Origin of the sequence: Pseudoxanthomonas sp. 22568, assembly GCF_052044485.1 — a bacterium.
Classification (GTDB): Bacteria; Pseudomonadota; Gammaproteobacteria; order Xanthomonadales; family Xanthomonadaceae; genus Pseudoxanthomonas_A; species Pseudoxanthomonas_A beigongshangi.
Map to the genome: position 1 here is coordinate 12914 of NZ_JBQENC010000021.1, position 16605 is coordinate 29518.

The 16605-nt window shown below is 69.1% G+C and carries 17 protein-coding genes; 1 reads left to right on the plus strand and 16 read right to left on the minus strand.

What is annotated here, in order from left to right; genetic code table 11:
• Positions 1-241 precede the first annotated feature (241 nt).
• The 7 genes from ACTJI2_RS18820 to ACTJI2_RS18850 form a co-directional block, all read right to left on the minus strand.
• A complete protein-coding gene (locus ACTJI2_RS18820) occupies positions 242-988 on the minus strand; it encodes an RNA polymerase sigma factor FliA (RefSeq protein WP_440842990.1) in 747 nt (248 codons plus the stop codon).
• Positions 985-1863, minus strand: a complete 879-nt coding sequence (locus ACTJI2_RS18825) for a MinD/ParA family protein (RefSeq protein WP_440842991.1) — start codon at positions 1861-1863, stop codon at positions 985-987. Before ACTJI2_RS18825 ends, ACTJI2_RS18820 begins: the two co-directional genes overlap by 4 nt.
• Positions 1853-3349: a flagellar biosynthesis protein FlhF gene (gene flhF / locus ACTJI2_RS18830; RefSeq protein ID WP_440842992.1), complete on the minus strand. Its 1497-nt coding sequence runs from the start codon at positions 3347-3349 to the stop codon at positions 1853-1855. Before flhF ends, ACTJI2_RS18825 begins: the two co-directional genes overlap by 11 nt.
• A 165-nt stretch (positions 3350-3514) precedes the next feature.
• Positions 3515-5596 carry a flagellar biosynthesis protein FlhA gene (gene flhA, locus ACTJI2_RS18835; protein WP_440842993.1) on the minus strand — a complete coding sequence of 694 codons (2082 nt, stop codon included), beginning with the start codon at positions 5594-5596 and terminating at the stop codon, positions 3515-3517.
• Positions 5593-6723, minus strand: coding sequence for a flagellar biosynthesis protein FlhB (flhB, locus tag ACTJI2_RS18840; RefSeq protein ID WP_440842994.1), 1131 nt, complete (start codon positions 6721-6723; stop codon positions 5593-5595). The genes flhA and flhB overlap by 4 nt, the downstream gene beginning before the upstream one ends.
• Before the next feature lie 186 nt (positions 6724-6909).
• The gene (locus tag ACTJI2_RS18845) at positions 6910-7890 is read right to left on the minus strand and encodes a diguanylate cyclase (protein WP_440842995.1); all 981 of its coding nucleotides are present in this window, start codon (positions 7888-7890) and stop codon (positions 6910-6912) included.
• A gap of 267 nt (positions 7891-8157) precedes the next feature.
• A complete protein-coding gene (locus ACTJI2_RS18850) occupies positions 8158-8925 on the minus strand; it encodes a hypothetical protein (protein ID WP_440842996.1) in 768 nt (255 codons plus the stop codon).
• 145 nt (positions 8926-9070) lie between these two features.
• Between ACTJI2_RS18850 and ACTJI2_RS18855 the strand changes: the two genes are divergently transcribed.
• A complete protein-coding gene (locus ACTJI2_RS18855) occupies positions 9071-9925 on the plus strand; it encodes a LysR family transcriptional regulator (RefSeq protein WP_440842997.1) in 855 nt (284 codons plus the stop codon).
• A gap of 160 nt (positions 9926-10085) precedes the next feature.
• Here the strand turns inward: ACTJI2_RS18855 and fliR are convergent, their stop codons facing one another.
• From fliR to fliJ, 9 genes are all read right to left on the minus strand, one after another.
• The gene (gene fliR / locus ACTJI2_RS18860; RefSeq protein WP_141452584.1) at positions 10086-10877 is read right to left on the minus strand and encodes a flagellar biosynthetic protein FliR; all 792 of its coding nucleotides are present in this window, start codon (positions 10875-10877) and stop codon (positions 10086-10088) included.
• A 144-nt stretch (positions 10878-11021) separates the two neighbouring features.
• A complete protein-coding gene (locus tag ACTJI2_RS18865) occupies positions 11022-11291 on the minus strand; it encodes a flagellar biosynthetic protein FliQ (protein WP_183636952.1) in 270 nt (89 codons plus the stop codon).
• A gap of 105 nt (positions 11292-11396) precedes the next feature.
• Positions 11397-12215: a flagellar type III secretion system pore protein FliP gene (gene fliP, locus ACTJI2_RS18870; protein WP_440842998.1), complete on the minus strand. Its 819-nt coding sequence runs from the start codon at positions 12213-12215 to the stop codon at positions 11397-11399.
• 2 nt (positions 12216-12217) lie between these two features.
• Positions 12218-12622, minus strand: coding sequence for a flagellar biosynthetic protein FliO (gene fliO / locus ACTJI2_RS18875; protein WP_183636947.1), 405 nt, complete (start codon positions 12620-12622; stop codon positions 12218-12220).
• Positions 12623-12632: 10 nt separating this feature from the next.
• Positions 12633-12971: a flagellar motor switch protein FliN gene (gene fliN, locus ACTJI2_RS18880; protein ID WP_141452588.1), complete on the minus strand. Its 339-nt coding sequence runs from the start codon at positions 12969-12971 to the stop codon at positions 12633-12635.
• Positions 12968-14014: a flagellar motor switch protein FliM gene (gene fliM / locus ACTJI2_RS18885; RefSeq protein ID WP_183636946.1), complete on the minus strand. Its 1047-nt coding sequence runs from the start codon at positions 14012-14014 to the stop codon at positions 12968-12970. The genes fliN and fliM overlap by 4 nt, the downstream gene beginning before the upstream one ends.
• Before the next feature lie 16 nt (positions 14015-14030).
• The gene (locus ACTJI2_RS18890) at positions 14031-14552 is read right to left on the minus strand and encodes a flagellar basal body-associated FliL family protein (protein ID WP_440842999.1); all 522 of its coding nucleotides are present in this window, start codon (positions 14550-14552) and stop codon (positions 14031-14033) included.
• Positions 14553-14848: 296 nt separating this feature from the next.
• Positions 14849-16150, minus strand: coding sequence for a flagellar hook-length control protein FliK (locus tag ACTJI2_RS18895; protein ID WP_440843000.1), 1302 nt, complete (start codon positions 16148-16150; stop codon positions 14849-14851).
• Entirely contained in the window at positions 16147-16605 is a 459-nt protein-coding gene (fliJ, locus tag ACTJI2_RS18900; protein ID WP_440843001.1) for a flagellar export protein FliJ, read from the minus strand. Before fliJ ends, ACTJI2_RS18895 begins: the two co-directional genes overlap by 4 nt.

Sequence of the window (16605 nt, forward strand, 5' to 3'; positions counted from 1 at the left end):
GGGAAACTTTTGGGCCGGGATTGGGGATTCGGGATTGGGGATTGAAAGAGCCCCCTTTGAAAAAGGGGGCGGGCGCCCGCGGAGCGGGCGACGGGGGATTGACCAGCCATTCGGCTGTTGAGAAGCGCTTGCTGTTGGCGCCCAAAGCAAATCCCCCTCAATCCCCCTTTTTCAAAGGGGGAGGCAAAAGCAAAGGCTTTTGCGAATCCCCAATCCCCAATCCCGACTCCCCAATCCCCGCTCAATCCTCCAACCCGGCATCCACGCTCTCGAACACATTCAGCCGACCACGCAGGCGCAGCATGGCCTGGCCGTGGATCTGGCAGACGCGGGATTCGCTGACGCCGAGGACGGCGCCGATTTCCTTGAGGTTGAGTTCCTGTTCGTAGTACATGGACAGGACCAACTGTTCGCGCTCGGGAAGCTGGCCGATGGCCTTGATCAGCGACTGGCGGAACTCGCTGCGCTCGAGTTGTTGCTGCGGGTTGGGGCCGCCGGTGACCGCGGTCTGCGGTTCGCCATGATCCTCGATGTGCGATTCCAGGCTCAGCACCTGGCCGCGGGCGGCGTCCTCCAGCAGGCGCAGGTATTCGGGCAGCGGCATCTCCATCGCCGACGCGACCTCGGTGGCGATGGCGGCGCGGCCAGTGCGCTGTTCGATTTCGCGCACGGTGGCGGCGGCCTGGCGGGCCCGCCGGTGCACCGAGCGCGGCACCCAGTCGCCGCGGCGGATCTCGTCGATCATCGAACCGCGGATGCGGATCGAGGCGAAGGTCTCGAACGAGGCGCCCTGTTCGGCGTCGTAGCTGCGCGAGGCCTCCAGCAGGCCAATCATGCCGGCCTGGATCAGATCGTCGATCTCCACGCTGGCGGGCAGGCGCGCGGCCAGGTGATGGGCGATGCGGCGGACCAGGTCCGCGTGCACCGTGACGAAGTCGGTGGCCGCCGCTTTCTGGACGGCACGGTATTGGGCGGCGCCGGTGTTCATGCTGGCACGCTCCGGTTGATCATGCGTTCGACGAAGAACTCGACATTGCCGCGGGCGCCGGACGGCGGCTGCCAGCGTGCGGTGACCCGGGCGATCTCGTTGATGGCGCGCGCCGACGGACTGCCCGGATACGCCTTCACCACCGCCTGCTGGCGCTGCACCGCGCGGCGCAGCCAGTCGTCCTGCGGCACCGCGCCCAGGTAGTGCAGGGCGACGTCGCCGAGGAAACGTTCGCACACGCGGGCCAGCTTCTCGTACAGCTTGCGGCCCTCGTTGGGGTCGCGGACCATGTTGGCGATGACGTGCACGCGGTCCACGCCGCGCTCTCGCGAGAGCACCTTGATCAATGCATAGGCGTCGGTGATCGAGGCCGGCTCGTCGCACACCACCACCACCGTGTCCTGCGCGGCCTGGCAGAAGGTCAACACGCTGTCGGTGATGCCGGCGGCGGTATCCACCACCATCACGTCCAGGGCGCGCTGCAGTTCCGAGAACACGTTGACCAGGCCGACGTGTTCGGCCGGCGAGAGTTCGGCCATGTGCCGGAAACCCGACGAGGCCGGTACGATCAGCAGGCCGTCCGGTCCTTCCAGCAGCACGTCCTCCAACTGGCAGCGCTCGGCGACCAGATCCGCCAATGTGTATTTCGGCGCCAGGCCAAGCAGCACGTCGACGTTGGCCAGGCCCAGGTCTGCGTCCATCAGCAGGGTGCGCTTGCCCATCTCGGCCAGCGAGGCGGCCAGGTTGACCGACACGTTGGTCTTGCCCACGCCGCCCTTGCCGCCGGTCACCGCGATCACGCGGACCGGATGGAAGGAGCCGGTCAGCGGCGGCGTGCTGCGCGGATTGGTCTGCAGCAGGTGTTCATGCGACATGGATGGCCTCCGCGTGGCTGGGTTCGTCGGCTTCGCGGCGCAGCTGGTCCAGGCGCAGCACCAGGTTGGGCGCGCTGGCGCGGTGCAGGTCTTCGGGCACGCGCTGGCCGTCGGTGATCCAGGCCATCGGCAACTGGTGATCGACGATCACCGACAGCGCGCTGCCGAGCCGGCCGGTCTCGTCCACCTTGGTCAGCACCACGCCGTGCGGCTGGGCGCCGCTGAAGCGGCGGACCACTTCGTCCAGATCGCCGAAATGCGAGTTGGCCGGCAGCACCAGTAGGGTATGCACCTGCCCGGCGGCGCGCAGCCAGTTGAGCTGGCCGACCAGGTTGCGGTCGCGCTGGCCCATGCCGGCGGTGTCGATCAGCACCAGCTTGTAGTCGCGCAGGCGTTCCAGGGTCTGGGCCAGGCGCACGTCGCTGTCGGCCTCGTGCACGGCGATGCCGAGCTGGCGGCCGTAGCTGTGCAACTGTTCGCGTCCGCCCACGCGCACCGTGTCGGTGGTGACCAGGGCCACGTCGCGCGGGTTGTGGCGATCGGCGTAGGCCGCGGCCAGCTTGGCAATGGTGGTGGTCTTGCCGGCGCCCGTCGGTCCGACCAGGGCGATCACGCCGCCCTGTTCCAACGGATCCACCGGCAGGATCGGCAGCTTGCGCGACAGCAGGCCCAGCATCAGGCCGCGGCCGCGATGCAGCTCGGTGTCGGCGGGAATCTGCACGGCGACGTCGCGGGTGATGCCGGCGTCGAAGCCGTAGTCGTCCAGCAGCTCCATCGCCTGCGCGCGCACCGGCGAGCCGCGCAGGCGCTCGTCGGTGAGGCGGTGCATCTCGCCTTCGATCATCTCGCGCATCGCCGCCAGTTCGGCGCGCATCTGCACCAGTTGCTCGTCCTCGNCGGCGACCACGCTCAGCACCGGCGCGACGGCTTCCGGCTGCGGAGCGGCGACGGGCGTGGCGGGGGCCGGCGCCACCGCGGACAGTTCCGCCGGCACCGCCGGCAGGCTCGCGGCCAGGCGCGCGGCGAACGACATCGGATCCAGCGCGAAGGCGGCGGGCGCGGACGGCTCGGCCGGGATTTCCCGTGCGAAGGAGGGCACCGGCGCGATGAACGCCGACGGCGGCTCGACCGGGGCGCGCGACTCCTCGGCCAGGCGCGATTCGATGGGCGCCGCGGCGGCGACCCGGCTGAAGTAGGCCGCGGCCGCTTCGGCCGGGGACATCTCCGTCGCCTGGCGGTTGGCGGCGGCGCGTGGTTCGGCGGACACGGACGGCGCGGCGCGCGCGAACGAAGGCGCCGGTTCGGCCGGACGCATTGCCTCCAGCGTGCGCTGCACCAGCGTCTCGTCGTAGTTGGAGGCCGCCACGATCTCGACGCCGTCGTCGGTCATGCGATTGGACAGGATCACCGCATCCGGCCCCTGTTCCTGCCGGACCAGCGCGAAGGCGGTGCGCATGTCGGGAGCGACGAAACGTTTGATTTTCATGGGATGAGGCCGGGAATCGGGAATCGGGGTTGGGGAATCGAAGAATTCATGGCGCTGACGCGGCCGGGTTTCTCATCGTTGTGTCGTATTCGTTTCATCGTCTGTCTCCGCAACGGGAGTCCGCTTTTGCGATTCCCCATTCCCGATTCCCCATTCCCGATCCAATCAACTAATCGTCCCCACCAGCTTCAACCGCTTGTCCTCCGGGACTTCGCTGTAGGACAGGACCGACAGCGTGGGGACGCTGTGGCGGACCAGCCGGGCCAGCGCGGCGCGGACGCCGCCGGGGACCAGCACCACCGCCGGCTCGCTGCGCGCGTCCTGCTGGGCGACGCAATCAGCCAGGCTCTGGTGGAGCCGTTCGGCCAGGCCGGGTTCCAGCGCGGCGCCGGCGCCCTGCACGCTGTCCTGCAAGACACGTTCCAGTTGTGGCGCCAAGGTGTAGACGGGAAGCTCCGGCGCCATGCCGGAGATTTCCTGGACGATGAAACGACCCAGCGAGGTACGCACGGCGGCGGTGAGCGCGGCCGGATCCGGGTTCTGCGGGCCGAACTCGACCAGCGCCTCGACGATCCGGCGCAACTGGCGGATCGGCACGCGCTCGATCAGCAGGTTCTGCAGCACCCGCACGACCGTGGACAGGGTGAGCGTCTTGGGCGTCAGATCCTCGACCAGCTTGGGCGCGGTCTTGCCGAGGTTGGCGAGCAGTTGCTGCACCTCCTCGTGGCCCAGCAGTTCCGGCGCGTGTTCGCGGACCAGGTGCGACAGGTGGGTAGCGACCACGGTCGAGGCATCGACCACGGTGTAGCCCAGCGATTCGGCCATCGCGTGCTGGCCCGGGGTGATCCAGGTGGCGTCCAGGCCGAAGGCGGGATCCCGCCCGGGGATGCCGTCGAGGGCGCCGAACGCGCCGCCGGGATCCAGCGCCAGTTCGCGATCCGGATGGATCTCGGCGGTGGCCACCGGTACGCCATGCACCAGCAGGCGATAACCGTTGGAGGGCAGTTCCAGGTTGTCGCGGATATGCACCGGCGGAATCAGGAAACCCAGATCCTGGGTGAGCTTGCGGCGCACCGCCTTGATCCGCGACATCAGTTCGCCGCCCTGGGCCTTGTCCACCAGCGGAATCAGCCGATAGCCGACTTCCAGGCCCAGCGGGTCCACCGGACGCACTTCATCCCAGGTCAGTTCGGCCTGCGGGTTGGACGGCGCGGGCAGGGCGGGATCGGCGCCCGCGGCGCTTTCGCCGCCGGCGCCGGGCTGCTGTTTCTTCCACAGCTTCCAGGCGATGTAGCCCAGCACCGCGGCCAGCGTCAAAAACACGACATTGGGCATGCCCGGGACCAGTCCGACCACGCCGATCAGGCTGGCGGCCACCGCCAGCGCCTTGTGCTGGCCGAACACCTGGCCAACCATCGCGTTGCCCATGTCCTGCGCGCGCGAGGCGCGGGTGACCAGCATCGCCACCGCCGAGGACACCAGCAGCGCCGGCAACTGCGCCACCAGGCCGTCACCGATCGACAGCAGGGTATAGATCTTGGCGGCCTCGCCGACCGGCAGGCCGTGCTGGAGCACGCCGATCGCCAGGCCGCCGACCAGGTTGATGAAGAGGATCAGGATGCCGGCGATGGCGTCGCCGCGGATGAACTTGCTGGCGCCGTCCATCGCGCCGTAGAAGTCGGCTTCCTCACGCACTTCCTCGCGCCGGGCCTTGGCTTCCTCGCGGGTCAGCAGGCCGGCGTTGAGGTCGGCGTCGATCGCCATCTGCTTGCCGGGCATCGCGTCCAGGATGAAGCGCGCCGACACTTCCGAGATGCGCCCGGCGCCCTTGGTGATGACCACGAAGTTGATGATGGTCAGGATCGCGAACACCACCAGGCCGACCGCGAAATTGCCGCCGACCACGAATTCGCCGAACGCCTCGATGACCTTGCCGGCCGCGCCATGGCCGTCCTGGCCGTGCAACAACACCACGCGGGTGGAGGCCACGTTGAGCGCCAGCCGCAGCATCGTGGTCATCAGCAGCACGATCGGGAAGATGGTGAAGTCGAGCGGCCGCCGCACGTAGACCACCGCCAGCAGCACTACCAGCGAGATGGCGATGTTGAAACTGAAGAGCGCGTCCAGCACCGGCGGCGCCAGCGGGACGATCACCATCGCCAGCATCGCCAGCACGACCAGCGGCGCGCCCAGGCCGTGGCGCAGCATGTCCATCACCCGGGAGGTGGGGCTGGGCACCGCGCTCATGCCGGCTTGCCCTCATCCACGTCCACCGCCGGCAGGTCCGGATGCTCGGCCACGGTGCCGTTGCGCCAGGCGCGCAACTGGTAGACGTAGGACAGGATCTGGGCGACGGCGGTATACAGTCTCACGGGGATCTCCCGGCCGAGTTGCCCTTCGCGATACAAGGCGCGTGCCAGTGGCGGCGCCGACACGATGGCGACCCGGTGCGCCTCGGCGACCTCGCGGATGCGCAGGGCGATTTCGTCCACGCCCTTGGCGACCACCCGCGGCGCGCCCATCTGGCCGGCCTCGTACTTCAGCGCCACCGCGTAGTGGGTCGGGTTGACCACGATGACGTCGGCGGTCGGCACCTCCTCGATCATCCGGCGTTGCGACAGCTGGTGCTGCATCTGCCGGATCCGGCCCTTCACTTCCGGCCGGCCTTCGCTTTCCTTCAGTTCCTCGCGCAACTCCTGGCGGGTCATCTTCAGCTTCCGCATCCAGTTCCACTTCTGGTACGGCGCGTCGATGGCCGCCAGCAGCGCCAGCGCGCCGGCGCAGGCCAGCAGCAGGCCGCCAGCGAAGCCCATGCCGGTGCGCACAGCCTGCTCCAGCGGCATGGTCAGCAGCTCGCGCAGGGAATTCAGGCCCAGCTTCAGGCTCAGGCCCGCGGCCAGGCCGATGAAGGCCACGCGCAGCAGCGACTTCAGCAGTTCAGCCACGCTCTCGGCGCCGTACAGGCGCTTGAGCCCGGCCATCGGGCTGAGTCGCTTCAGATCCGGTGTCAGCGCCTTGCTGGAGAATTGCAGTCCGCCCATCAGTACCGGGCCGAGGAAGCCGGCCAGCAGGCACAATCCGATCATCGGCAGCATCACCCACAGCAGTTGCAGCAGCAGACTGCCGACGTGGCCGAACAACTGGTCCGGGTGCTTGAACAGCTGCGGATCCGGGCTGAGCGCGATCTTCATCCAGCCCAGCGAGCCGCGCGCCAGCGGCATGGCCATGGTCAGCAGCGCGACCACGCCGGCGCCGAACACCGCCGCCGTCGCCAGTTCGCGCGAACGCGGGATGTTGCCCTGTTCGCGGGCTTCGCGCAGGCGTTTTTCACTGGGCTGTTCTGTGCGTTCGCCGCTTTCGTCCTGTTCGGCCATGGCGCTGCGTCGGGAAAACCGACCACCACGCTGCAAGTCCCGTTCCAGTCCGGCGACGGGAAACGGGCGTCGCCCCGTTCACGATGTCGTTTTCTCCGAACAACCGGGTAGGAGCGGCCTCCGGCCGCGAGNCCGGAGGCCGCTCCTACCCGGTCCAAACGAACCGTTCGCGATCGCCGCGGCGGGTCAGAACAGGTCTTCGGCGATCACGTAGCTGTCGCGGCCGTTAGACTTGGCCCGGTACAGGGCGGCGTCGGCGCGCGAGAACCAGTCGTGCCAGTCGCGTTCATGGCCGAGCAGGGCGCCGCCGAGCGAGATGGTGATGCGTCCGCCCGGCCCGCGCAGGGACGCGCGCACTGCCTTGCGCAGGCGCTCGGTGGCCGATTCCAGCTCGTCGCGGCTGGAGACTTTCAGCAGCACCACGAACTCCTCGCCGCCGAACCGGTAGACCTGGTCGTCCTTGCGCATCTCGAAACGCAGGATCGAGGCCAGATCGGCGATGGCGTCGTCGCCGGCGGCGTGGCCGTAGAGGTCGTTGACCTCCTTGAAGTGATCCAGGTCCAGCACGATCAGGCCGTACCGCCCGCGCCCCAGCGTCTGCTGTTCCACCGCGTGGGTGAGCGCGCGCTCCATCATCCGCCGGTTGGGCACGTTGGTCAGCGCGTCCAGCGAGGCCAGTTCCTGCAACTCGACCCGGTCGTCCTGGCTGCGGGTGGCGAAGATGTAGGAGAACAGCGCGGTTAGCGCAGCCGTCACCAGGGTGGACACCGCATGGAACACGTCCGGGAACATCCCCGGCAGCAGGCACAGCACCACCAGCATCACCAGGCCGGCGCCCAGCGCCAGCCGGCGGTCGGCGAGGAAGAAGTTGGTCAGCAGGACCAGGTAGAGCCAAGTGATGGCGATCGGGCCGATCAGCCAGACCGCCAGCAGGCAGGCGCTGGAGTTGAGCAGGCACAGCAGATCGCCGGCGCGGGCGCTGTTGCCGCTGTTCCGGGCATAGACCACCACGCCGAAAATCGCCGCGGCGATCACCCCGTCCACCGCCAGCGCCAGGAAATCGCCGTGCAGCCAGCGGTAGACCGCGAAGGCGGCGATCACCACGGTCGTGGTCACGCCCAGCAGGGTGATCAGTTCCAGGCGGATGTCGCGGTTCTTTGGGGTCATCCCGGTCAGGGTCTGGCGCCCGGTGGCGCCGGCATCGTGATTTCGTCGTCTTTCCCGATGCAAGTCTAGTGCCGGAATTCCGACTGCGGGTGAAGCCCGTCAAGGAATCGTTGCCAGTCCGCCGGACAGCCCTCGTAGGAGCGACGTCAGTCGCGACCGGAACCCCGACATGTCCGCGCCCCCACCGCAAGATGGACCGTCCCTGTGGGAGCGACGTCAGTCGCGAAGGGTGGCCGGCATCCNCTCCCACAGGAAGGACCCGGCGGTTCAGCGGGCGGGAATCAGGCTCAGGTCGGCGCGGTATTCCCAGGTCTCGGTTTCCGCCGACAGCACCGCGGTGGCCAGCGCGGCGGCCGCGTCCGCCGCCTGTGGATCGGAGGATCGGGCGAGCAGGGCGTCCAGGCTGCCGTCGCCGCGGTCATGGTCCTGCCAGCCGTGCAGCGCGACCAGATGCAGATAGCCGGACGCGTCGCCACTGACCGGCTCGTACCAGCTGTGCGCGGGCGCATCGGCCGGCAGCGCCGCCCGGGCGAGGCGGACCGCCCGCTCGAACGCCGCGCGCGCGCCGGGCCGGACCACGTAGCGGGTCACCAGCAGGCGTGGCGAAGGCTGCCAGCGTTCCAGCGGGAAGCCGCTGCTCAGATCCCGGCGCAACCGGTAGCTGGCGCGCAGGGCCGGTTCCACGAACGGGGTGACGTTGCGCGCGGCGTCGGCGCCGTCGCCGGCCGGATCGACGCGCCGGTCGAACGCTGCGAACGGCGCGCCGAAACTGCCGTCGACGAACATCCCGGCGCGCTTGCCGTCGCTGACATACCAGCCGTACCACACCAGCGGATCCCCGGCCTGCCGGTGCCAGGCCAGATGGCGGCGATACCCTTCGTCGAAGGCTTCGCGCTGGCCGGGCTTGGGCCAGTAACCGAACAGATGGGCAGCGTCGCCACTGTCGCGGGCGGACACCGCCGGACTGGCGGCGGAAGCGGCGTGGGCGGTGGGCAACAGCGCAGCCAGCAGCAGGCAGGCGGACAGCAATCGCATGGCGGACTTCCGGCGAAGGGGGAATGGCGACAGCCTAGGCCGGACGCGCGCGCCCGGCCATTTCAAATCCCGGCGTCGCCATTCGATGACATGGAATGCTCGTGCCCGGCTTACCATCGGCGTTCCTTCCGCTTTCCTCCGGCCGATGCTTCCCGATTTCCGCCGCCTGGCCGTATTCCGTACCGTGGTCGCCGAGGGCGGCGTCAATGCCGCCGCGCGCAGCCTGCACAAATCGCCCTCGGCGGTGACCTACGACCTGCAGCAGCTCGAACGCCAACTCGGCACGCCGCTGTTCCGACGCAGCGGCAGCCGGCTGGTGCTGACCCCGCGCGGCCGGGTGCTGGCCGCCTCGATCGAGCGCGCCTACCTGGATCTGGGCCAGGCCTGGCAGAACGTGCGCGAGGACGTCGCCGCCGAACCGCTGCGGATCGCCTGCGTGTCCGGCTTCGGCCGCTATCGGCTGGTGCCGCGCCTGCTATCGCTGCTGCCGCCCGAACGTCCGCTGGAAGTGCTGTTCCGCACCGCCAGCCAGGTGCTGGCCTTGCTGGAAACCGGACGGGTGGCGCTGGGCGTGAGCTATCGTCCGCTGGTGACCGCCGGCATCGCCTCGGTGCCGCTGGGCGAAGAGGAACTGGCGCTGGTCGGCCCCAAGGCACGTCGCGCCACGCCCCGAGCGGCGCAGATCGCCTCGCTGCCGTTCGTGACCTACGAGGAGTTCGACTACGTGTTCTTCCGCTGGTTCGAAAGCCAGCAGTTGCCGCTGCCGGCGCGCTGGCACCGCAGCGATCACTTCGACGAACTGGAAGAAGCGCTGGAGAGCGTGGCGCAGGGGCGGGGATGGTCGATCGTCCCGCTGGATTCGGCGCTGGGCAGCGCCTACCGCTCGCGGGTGCGCGTGCACCGGTTGTCCAAGCCGTGCTTGAACGAGGTGCACCTGATCGGACGGGAGCGGGATCTGCGCAGCGAGGATGCCGCGTTGCTGCGCAGGGCGGCGGCGTAGTGGGGCGCCTTGCCATCCCGTCGCCTGCGCGGCTGATGCCCTCGCGTAGAGCGGAGCTTGCTCCGCTGCCCTGGCTTTCGCTTCGCCTTTGCCATCCCGCTCACGGATAAAAGCCAGAGCAGGAGCCGGAGCAGCGGAGCAAGCTCCGCTTTACGCAGGGTTAGGGTGTCAGCTGCCGCGCGGCGTCGAAGGTCTGGTCGAAGATGCGCTGCACCGGCGGTCCGAGTTCCCCCGACAACAGCGCCAGCAGGAACAATCCCAGCAGCAGCGCGGTCGGCAGGCCCAACTGGATCGGATTGAGCGCCGGCGCCGCGCGACCCAACACGCCGAACGCCAGATTCACCGCCAGCATCGCCACCATCACCGGCAGCGCCAGGCTCAGGGCCGCGCGCAGGATCTGCATGAAGAATGCCGGTGCGACCTGCAACACCGCTTGCGGGTCCGGCAACGCGGTCCCGATCGGCAGCGAGTGGTAGCTGTCGACCAGCAGCGCCACCAGCGCCAGGTGCCCGTTGAGAGTGAAGAACACCAGCCCGAACGCCAGGTAGAACCACTGGCCGACCACGCCGGAATTCACGCCGCGCAGCGGATCCGACATCTGCGCGAAGGCCAGGCCGGTGCCCTGCGAGATCAGTTCACCCGCCAGCGCGCCGGCCTCGAACGCCAGTCGCAGCAGGAAGCCGATGCAGGCGCCGACCGCCAGCTCGCGCGCGGCGGTCAGCACGTTGGCCGAATCGAAGGCGATCTGGGTGGGCGGCGACGGCAGCATCGGCGCCAGTGCCAGCGACAGCGCGCCGGCCAGGATCACCCGCACCCGTACCGGCACCGCGCGGGTGCCGACCAGCGGCATCGCCATCAGCATGGCGCCGGTGCGCAGCATCACCCACAGCAGCGTGGTGATCAGGCCGAACGCCTGCTGCCCATCGATGACCATCTGGGTGGCGGCATTCATCCGCGCATCCCCGCCGGGTTGCCAACACATTCGGCAGGCCGCCACCGTGGAAAAACCAGAACGGCACCCGGACATTCCCCCCTTTGAAAAAGGGGGGGCAGGAGGGGATTCCCCCGCGATACCTGGCCAACCGTCGCCACCGCCTTACCCAATCAGATGCGGCAAGCGCTGGAACAGCGCCGTGGTGTACTCCACCAGCGTGCCCATCAGATAGCTGCCGGTGGCGAACAGCGCCGCGGTCAGCGCGATGGCCTTGGCGACGAACGCGATGGTCGGCTCGTTCAACTGCGTCGCCGCCTGGATCACGCCAATCACCACGCCGACGACCAGCACCACCAGCAAGAGCGGCCCACCCACCCACAGCGCGATTTCAAGGCCGCCACGCAGTTCGGTCAATGCGGTTTCGGGAGTCATTGTTTACGGGAATCGGGAATGGGGAATCGGGAATCGAGGTGCAGGGAAATCAGGTTGCCGGGAAGTCGCTCTTGCGATTCTCCATTCCCGATTCCCCATTCCCGGCTAGTTGAAGCTCGCCGCCAGCGAGCCGACGATCAAAACCCAGCCGTCGACCAGCACGAACAGCAGGATCTTGAAGGGGGCCGAGACCAGCATCGGCGAGAGCATCATCATGCCCATCGACATCAGCACGCTGGCCACGACCAGGTCGATGATCACGAAGGGAATGAAGATCAGGAAGCCGATTTCGAACGCGGTCTTCAGTTCGCTGGTCATGAAGGAGGCGACCACGATCGGGAACGGCACGTCGGCCGGACTCGCGTAGCTGGCGTGGCCGGCCATGCCGGCGAAGGTCATCAGGTCGGTTTCGCGCACCTGCGCCAGCATGAAGTCGCGCAGCGGGCCGGTGGTCAGGGTCCAGGCGGTGGCGAAGTCGATCTGGCCGTCGAGATACGGCGCCATGCCCTGCGCCCAGGCTTTCTCCCCGACCGGCATCATCACCAGCATGGTCAGGAACAGCGCCAGCCCCACCAGCACCTGGTTGGACGGGGTCTGGCCGGTGCCCAAGGCCTGCCGCAGCAGGCCCAGCACGATGATGATGCGGGTGAACGCGGTCATCGCCAGCAGAATCGACGGGATCAGGGTGATCGCCGTCATCAGCAGCAGCGTCTGCAACGGCAGGCTGACGTTGCGACCGCCAATCTGGCCGACGTTGACGTCCGGCAGCGTGGGCAGGGTCGGCTTGCCCGGCGGCGTGGGCGCCGCTGGCGCGGTGGCGGCCGTGGCGTTGGCGGGAGCGGCGGCCTGCGCGTTCTGCGCGAACGCCAGCACGGGCGCGGCCAGCAGCCACAGGCACAGCAGGAAGGGCAACAGGCGACGCATCATCATTTCTCTTTGCGCAGGCGCTTGGCCAGCAGTTCGGCGAAGTTGGGCAGGGGTTGCACCGGCACCGGCGGCAGCGGTTCGGGCAGGCGATGCAGGTGGGCGATGCCGCCCGGGCTCACGCCCAGCAGCAGTTGTTCGCCGCCCACCTCGACCACCAGCAGGCGTTCCTTGGTGCCGACCGACAGGCTGGTGACGATCCGCAGCTGATCGTTCGGGCGCAGGCCCAGGCCGGCGCCAGGCAGGCGCTTGAGCAGCCAGGCCAGACCGAGGATCAGGCCCAATACCAGGATCAGGCCTACCAGCGCGCCGCCGATGCCGGGCGTGGCCGGCGCGGCGTGGCCAATCTTCTGCGCGGGCGCGGCGGCCGTGGCGGCGGCGGCGATCAGGGGAAGCGGAAACGACATGGACCTTGGCTCAGCGCAGGCGGCGGATGCGTTCGCTCGGGCTGACCACGTCGGTCAGGCGCACGCCGAAGCGTTCGTTGACGACCACCACTTCGCCGTGTGCGATCAGGGTGCCGTTGACGAACACGTCCAGCGGCTCGCCCGCGCCGCGCTCCAGTTCCACCACCGAGCCCTGGTTGAGCTGCAGCAGGTTGCGGATCGGGATGCGGGTGCGGCCGACTTCCAGCGACAGCACCACCGGCACGTCCAGGATGACGTCCAGGCTCATGTCGCTGAGGCTGCGTCCGGCATCGGCCTGCAGGGCCTCGAATTGCGCAGCGGCGGCTTCTTCGGTGAGGGGTTGGTTCATGGCAGGGAATCCTGGGTGGCGATGTCGGTAGCGGTCGGGGCGAGCGAAGGCGCCGCGGGCGGCGGCGTGACCAGCGCGCCGGGCGGACGATGGGCGATGATCTTCACCGCGTTGTTGCCGTTGGAGGTGCCGAACTCGCCGGTGAACACCGGCACCTGCTCGACGCACACCGGCACCGTGCGCGGCAGGTCGATGGGCAGGATGTCGCCCACCTTCAAACGGGTGAGATCGCGCAGGCTGATGCGCTTCTCGGCGAGCACGCTGGACAGGGTGACCTCGGCGCCGCGCAGCAGATCGTTGACGCTGTCGCGGAAGCTGTCGTCGTCGTGCACGCGGTCGGACTGGATGCCGGCGTCGAGCAGTTCGCGGATCGGCTCCAGCATCGAATAAGGCAGGGTGATGTGCAGGTCGCCGCCGCCGCCGTCCAGTTCGACATGGAAGCGGCTGACCACCACGTACTCGCGCGGACTGACGATGTTGGCGAAGTGCGGATTGACTTCCGAGTTGATGTACTCGAATTCCACCGGCATCACCGGCGCCCAGGCGTCGACCAGATCGGTGAAGGTCTGCTTGAGCAGCAGGTGAATCACCCGCATCTCGGTGGCGGTGAACTCGCGGCCCTCGATCTTGGCCGGATAGCGGCCGTCGCCGCCGAAGAAGTTGTCCACCACCGTGTAGACCAGCTTGGGCTCGAACACCATCAGGCCGACGCCGCGCAGCGGCTTGAGCCGGATCAGGTTGAGGTTGGTCGGCACGTACAGCGAGTGCAGGTACTCGCCGAACTTGATCATCTCGATGCCACGCACCGACAGGTCGGCCGAGCGGCGCAGCAGGTTGAACAGGCCGATGCGCCAGGTGCGGGTGAAGCGCTCGTTGATCATCTCCAGCGTGGGCAGGCGGCCGCGGACGATGCGGTCCTGGCTGGCGAAGTCGTACAGGCGGGCGACGCCGGGGTCCGGCGGCGGCTCGTCGGTCTCGATCGCACCGGAATCGACGCCGTGGAGCAGGGCGTCGATTTCGTCTTGCGAAAGCAGGTCGCTCATCATCGCGGGCTTCCCCTTACTGCATCACGAAACTGGTGAACAGCAATTGCTCGGCGCCAGGCTTGCCGGTTTCGGCGTTCATCAGCTTGCGCACCTCGGCCAGCGCCTGCGCCTGCAGCTTTTCCTTGCCGGCGCGGGTGATCAGCTCCTCGGCGTTCTGCTGGGCGAACAGCATCAGCAATTTGGCGCGCAGGGCCGGGGCGTGCAGTTCGATGGCCTTGAGCGACTCCGGATCGCGGGTCATCAGCTGCACTTCGACCTGCAGGTAGCGCGCGCCACCGGCCGAACCGATCAGGTTGACCACGAAGGGCGGCTCCAGGGCGAAGTACTGCGCCGGCGCGGGGACCTTGCTGGCGTCGGGCGTGGGCTTGGCTTCGGCCGCCTTGGCGGACGCGGCGTTGCGCGACGCGAGGAACCAGGCGCCGCCGCCGGCCGCACCGGCGGCAACCAGCGCGACCAGGCCGATGATCAGCCAGGGCTTGCCCGCCTTGGGCGTTGGTTTGAGCAGCTTGGGGTCGGGTTTCTCGGCGGGGGGCACGCGGGCGTTCTCCTGGATGGACGCGGGAGAAGATGCAAGTGGCGTGCCGTGGACCCGGCGGGGCGGTGCCGGAAATCCGGCGGAGGCACACGCCGTCGTGCGGAGCCGCCGACAGCCCGGCCGGGGCACCGACGTAGAGCGGAGCTTGCTCCGCTGCTCCGGCTTTGCCATTCCGTCCGGCCTTCATCCGGAAGGGTTACCGGGTGCTGGGGCGCGATACCGATGGCGAACGAACCATTCAGGCCAAAGCCAAAGCCGAAGCAGCGGAGCGAGCTCCGCTCTACGGGCGTTGCGGGTCAGGCGTAGGCGTCCAGCAATCCGCGGGCGATGCGAACCGGCGCGCTGCGGGGTGCGGTGTCCGTGCTCGAGCCGGTGCCGTCGCCGCCACGTGTGGCATTGGTCTGGGCCGGCGAGGACTGCGGCTGCTGGCGGTGGCCGACGTCGGCCTGCGCCAGCTGGAAACCCTGTTGGCCCAGCATTTCGCGCAGGCGCGGCAGGCTGTCCTGCAACGCCTGCCGGACTTCCGGCTGCGCGCTGCTGAAATCGGCGTGCACGCGATCGCCGTCCAGGCGCAGGCTGACTTCAATCGCGCCCAGATCGCCGGGGCTGACCCGGATGTGGGCATGGCCGATTTTCTGTTCGGCCATCCAGATCATCTGGGTGCCGAGGGTGTCGCCGAAACGGTCACCGCGCAGGTCCGGCGTCATCGACGCCAGCGGATTGACGGTGGCGGTGCGGGCAAGGCCGTAATCGGAGGCGGGCGCGGGCATGCCGGCCAGGGGAGCGGCGATCGGCGCGGGCGCGTCCGTATCGGCGCCGCCGGCATCGCCGGCCATGTCCTTGAGCGCGGCCAGTCCGGCGGCGAGCGTGGCGGACAAGGGAGTGGTTTCGCCGGCGGCGAGGTCGCCGATCGGAATCGCGGACGGGGCGGTACCGGTGGATGCGGATGCCGGAGGAGCGTCGGCGGGCCGGGCGGGGCTCGCCATCGCGCCGGCGAAGGCGAGCGGATCCGCCGACGTGGCCTCCGTGCTGGTGGTCGGCGTAGCCAGTCCACCTTCGGCGAGCATGGTGCCCGCCATCGGCATGGCGTTCGCGGCCAGGCGCAGTCCGGCCGGGAAACCGGTCGACAACGCGGACGTGCCGTGCCCCGGGGTTCCCGGCGGGACGCTTTCCGGCGTGCCGGCAAGGCTGTCCAGGGGAGGCGGGAACACCGCCAGGATCAGTCCTGCGGGGGGCCAGGCGGCGTCCTCGTCGGCGCTTTCGTGGCGGTCCTTTCGCGTGTCGCGTTGCGCCTGCGCGGCGGCGGCGGACGCGGATGCGGCGTCGTCGGAAGCGTTCGCCTCATCCGCCTGCGCGCGGGCGGGGTCGTCCGTGCGCGCATCCCGTGCGGGCTCGCGCGCCGGAGCGGCGTCGCGCTGGCGCTTGCCGGCCGATGCGGCGGATTCCGTGCGGGCACCGGGCGCATCGCGGCGCAGCAACTGCTCGAAGGCGGGTTTCTTCGCCGAGGGTTCGGCCGTGCGTGAACCGTTCGCGCCGGCGCTGCCGGCACCCGCGTTCGCGCCCATGCCGCCCAGCCAACTGGAAGCATCCGCCTTCACTTGCTCTCCTCGGTTTCCTCGGCGGCAGTCGCCGCAAGGCGCGCGCGGCGCGCGCCCAGATCATCCATCTCGCGCTGGTTGCGGCGCTCGACCACCTGGTGCTCCTGCACCCGGTAGCTGGCAGCCAGTTGTTCCAGCACCTGCTTGTCGCGGCTGGCCAGCAGCAACCGGTCGCGCTCGATGTCCACGCTGGCGCGGCTGCGATCCACGGTCTGCGCCTGCTGCTGCACCGCGCTGTCCAGGCGATCCAGGAAGGCCCGCCGGTTGGCCAGCTGCGCCGGGCTGGTCGCGGCCATCTGGCTGCCGGCGTATTCGTCGGCGTAGCGACGCAGTTCCTCCAGCCGCGATTCGTGCATCGCCAGCGTGCGCTGGCGCTCGGCCAGATCGCGGGCGACCGCGTCTTCCTTCTCCTGGGCGCGGCGCAGCAGCGGGTCGATTCGACGGGATTGCATCAT

What these genes read in the sequence shown, in the direction of transcription:
- ACTJI2_RS18820 (WP_440842990.1), bottom strand. Translation starts at nt 988, where the DNA reads ATGAACACCGGCGCCGCCCAATACCGTGCCGTCCAGAAAGCGGCGGCC.
- ACTJI2_RS18825 (WP_440842991.1), bottom strand. Translation starts at nt 1,863, where the DNA reads ATGTCGCATGAACACCTGCTGCAGACCAATCCGCGCAGCACGCCGCCG.
- flhA (WP_440842993.1), bottom strand. Translation starts at nt 5,596, where the DNA reads ATGAGCGCGGTGCCCAGCCCCACCTCCCGGGTGATGGACATGCTGCGC.
- flhB (WP_440842994.1), bottom strand. Translation starts at nt 6,723, where the DNA reads ATGGCCGAACAGGACGAAAGCGGCGAACGCACAGAACAGCCCAGTGAA.
- ACTJI2_RS18845 (WP_440842995.1), bottom strand. Translation starts at nt 7,890, where the DNA reads ATGACCCCAAAGAACCGCGACATCCGCCTGGAACTGATCACCCTGCTG.
- ACTJI2_RS18850 (WP_440842996.1), bottom strand. Translation starts at nt 8,925, where the DNA reads ATGCGATTGCTGTCCGCCTGCCTGCTGCTGGCTGCGCTGTTGCCCACC.
- ACTJI2_RS18855 (WP_440842997.1), top strand. Translation starts at nt 9,071, where the DNA reads ATGCTTCCCGATTTCCGCCGCCTGGCCGTATTCCGTACCGTGGTCGCC.
- fliR (WP_141452584.1), bottom strand. Translation starts at nt 10,877, where the DNA reads ATGAATGCCGCCACCCAGATGGTCATCGATGGGCAGCAGGCGTTCGGC.
- ACTJI2_RS18865 (WP_183636952.1), bottom strand. Translation starts at nt 11,291, where the DNA reads ATGACTCCCGAAACCGCATTGACCGAACTGCGTGGCGGCCTTGAAATC.
- fliP (WP_440842998.1), bottom strand. Translation starts at nt 12,215, where the DNA reads ATGCGTCGCCTGTTGCCCTTCCTGCTGTGCCTGTGGCTGCTGGCCGCG.
- fliO (WP_183636947.1), bottom strand. Translation starts at nt 12,622, where the DNA reads ATGTCGTTTCCGCTTCCCCTGATCGCCGCCGCCGCCACGGCCGCCGCG.
- fliN (WP_141452588.1), bottom strand. Translation starts at nt 12,971, where the DNA reads ATGAACCAACCCCTCACCGAAGAAGCCGCCGCTGCGCAATTCGAGGCC.
- fliM (WP_183636946.1), bottom strand. Translation starts at nt 14,014, where the DNA reads ATGAGCGACCTGCTTTCGCAAGACGAAATCGACGCCCTGCTCCACGGC.
- fliJ (WP_440843001.1), bottom strand. Translation starts at nt 16,605, where the DNA reads ATGATGCAATCCCGTCGAATCGACCCGCTGCTGCGCCGCGCCCAGGAG.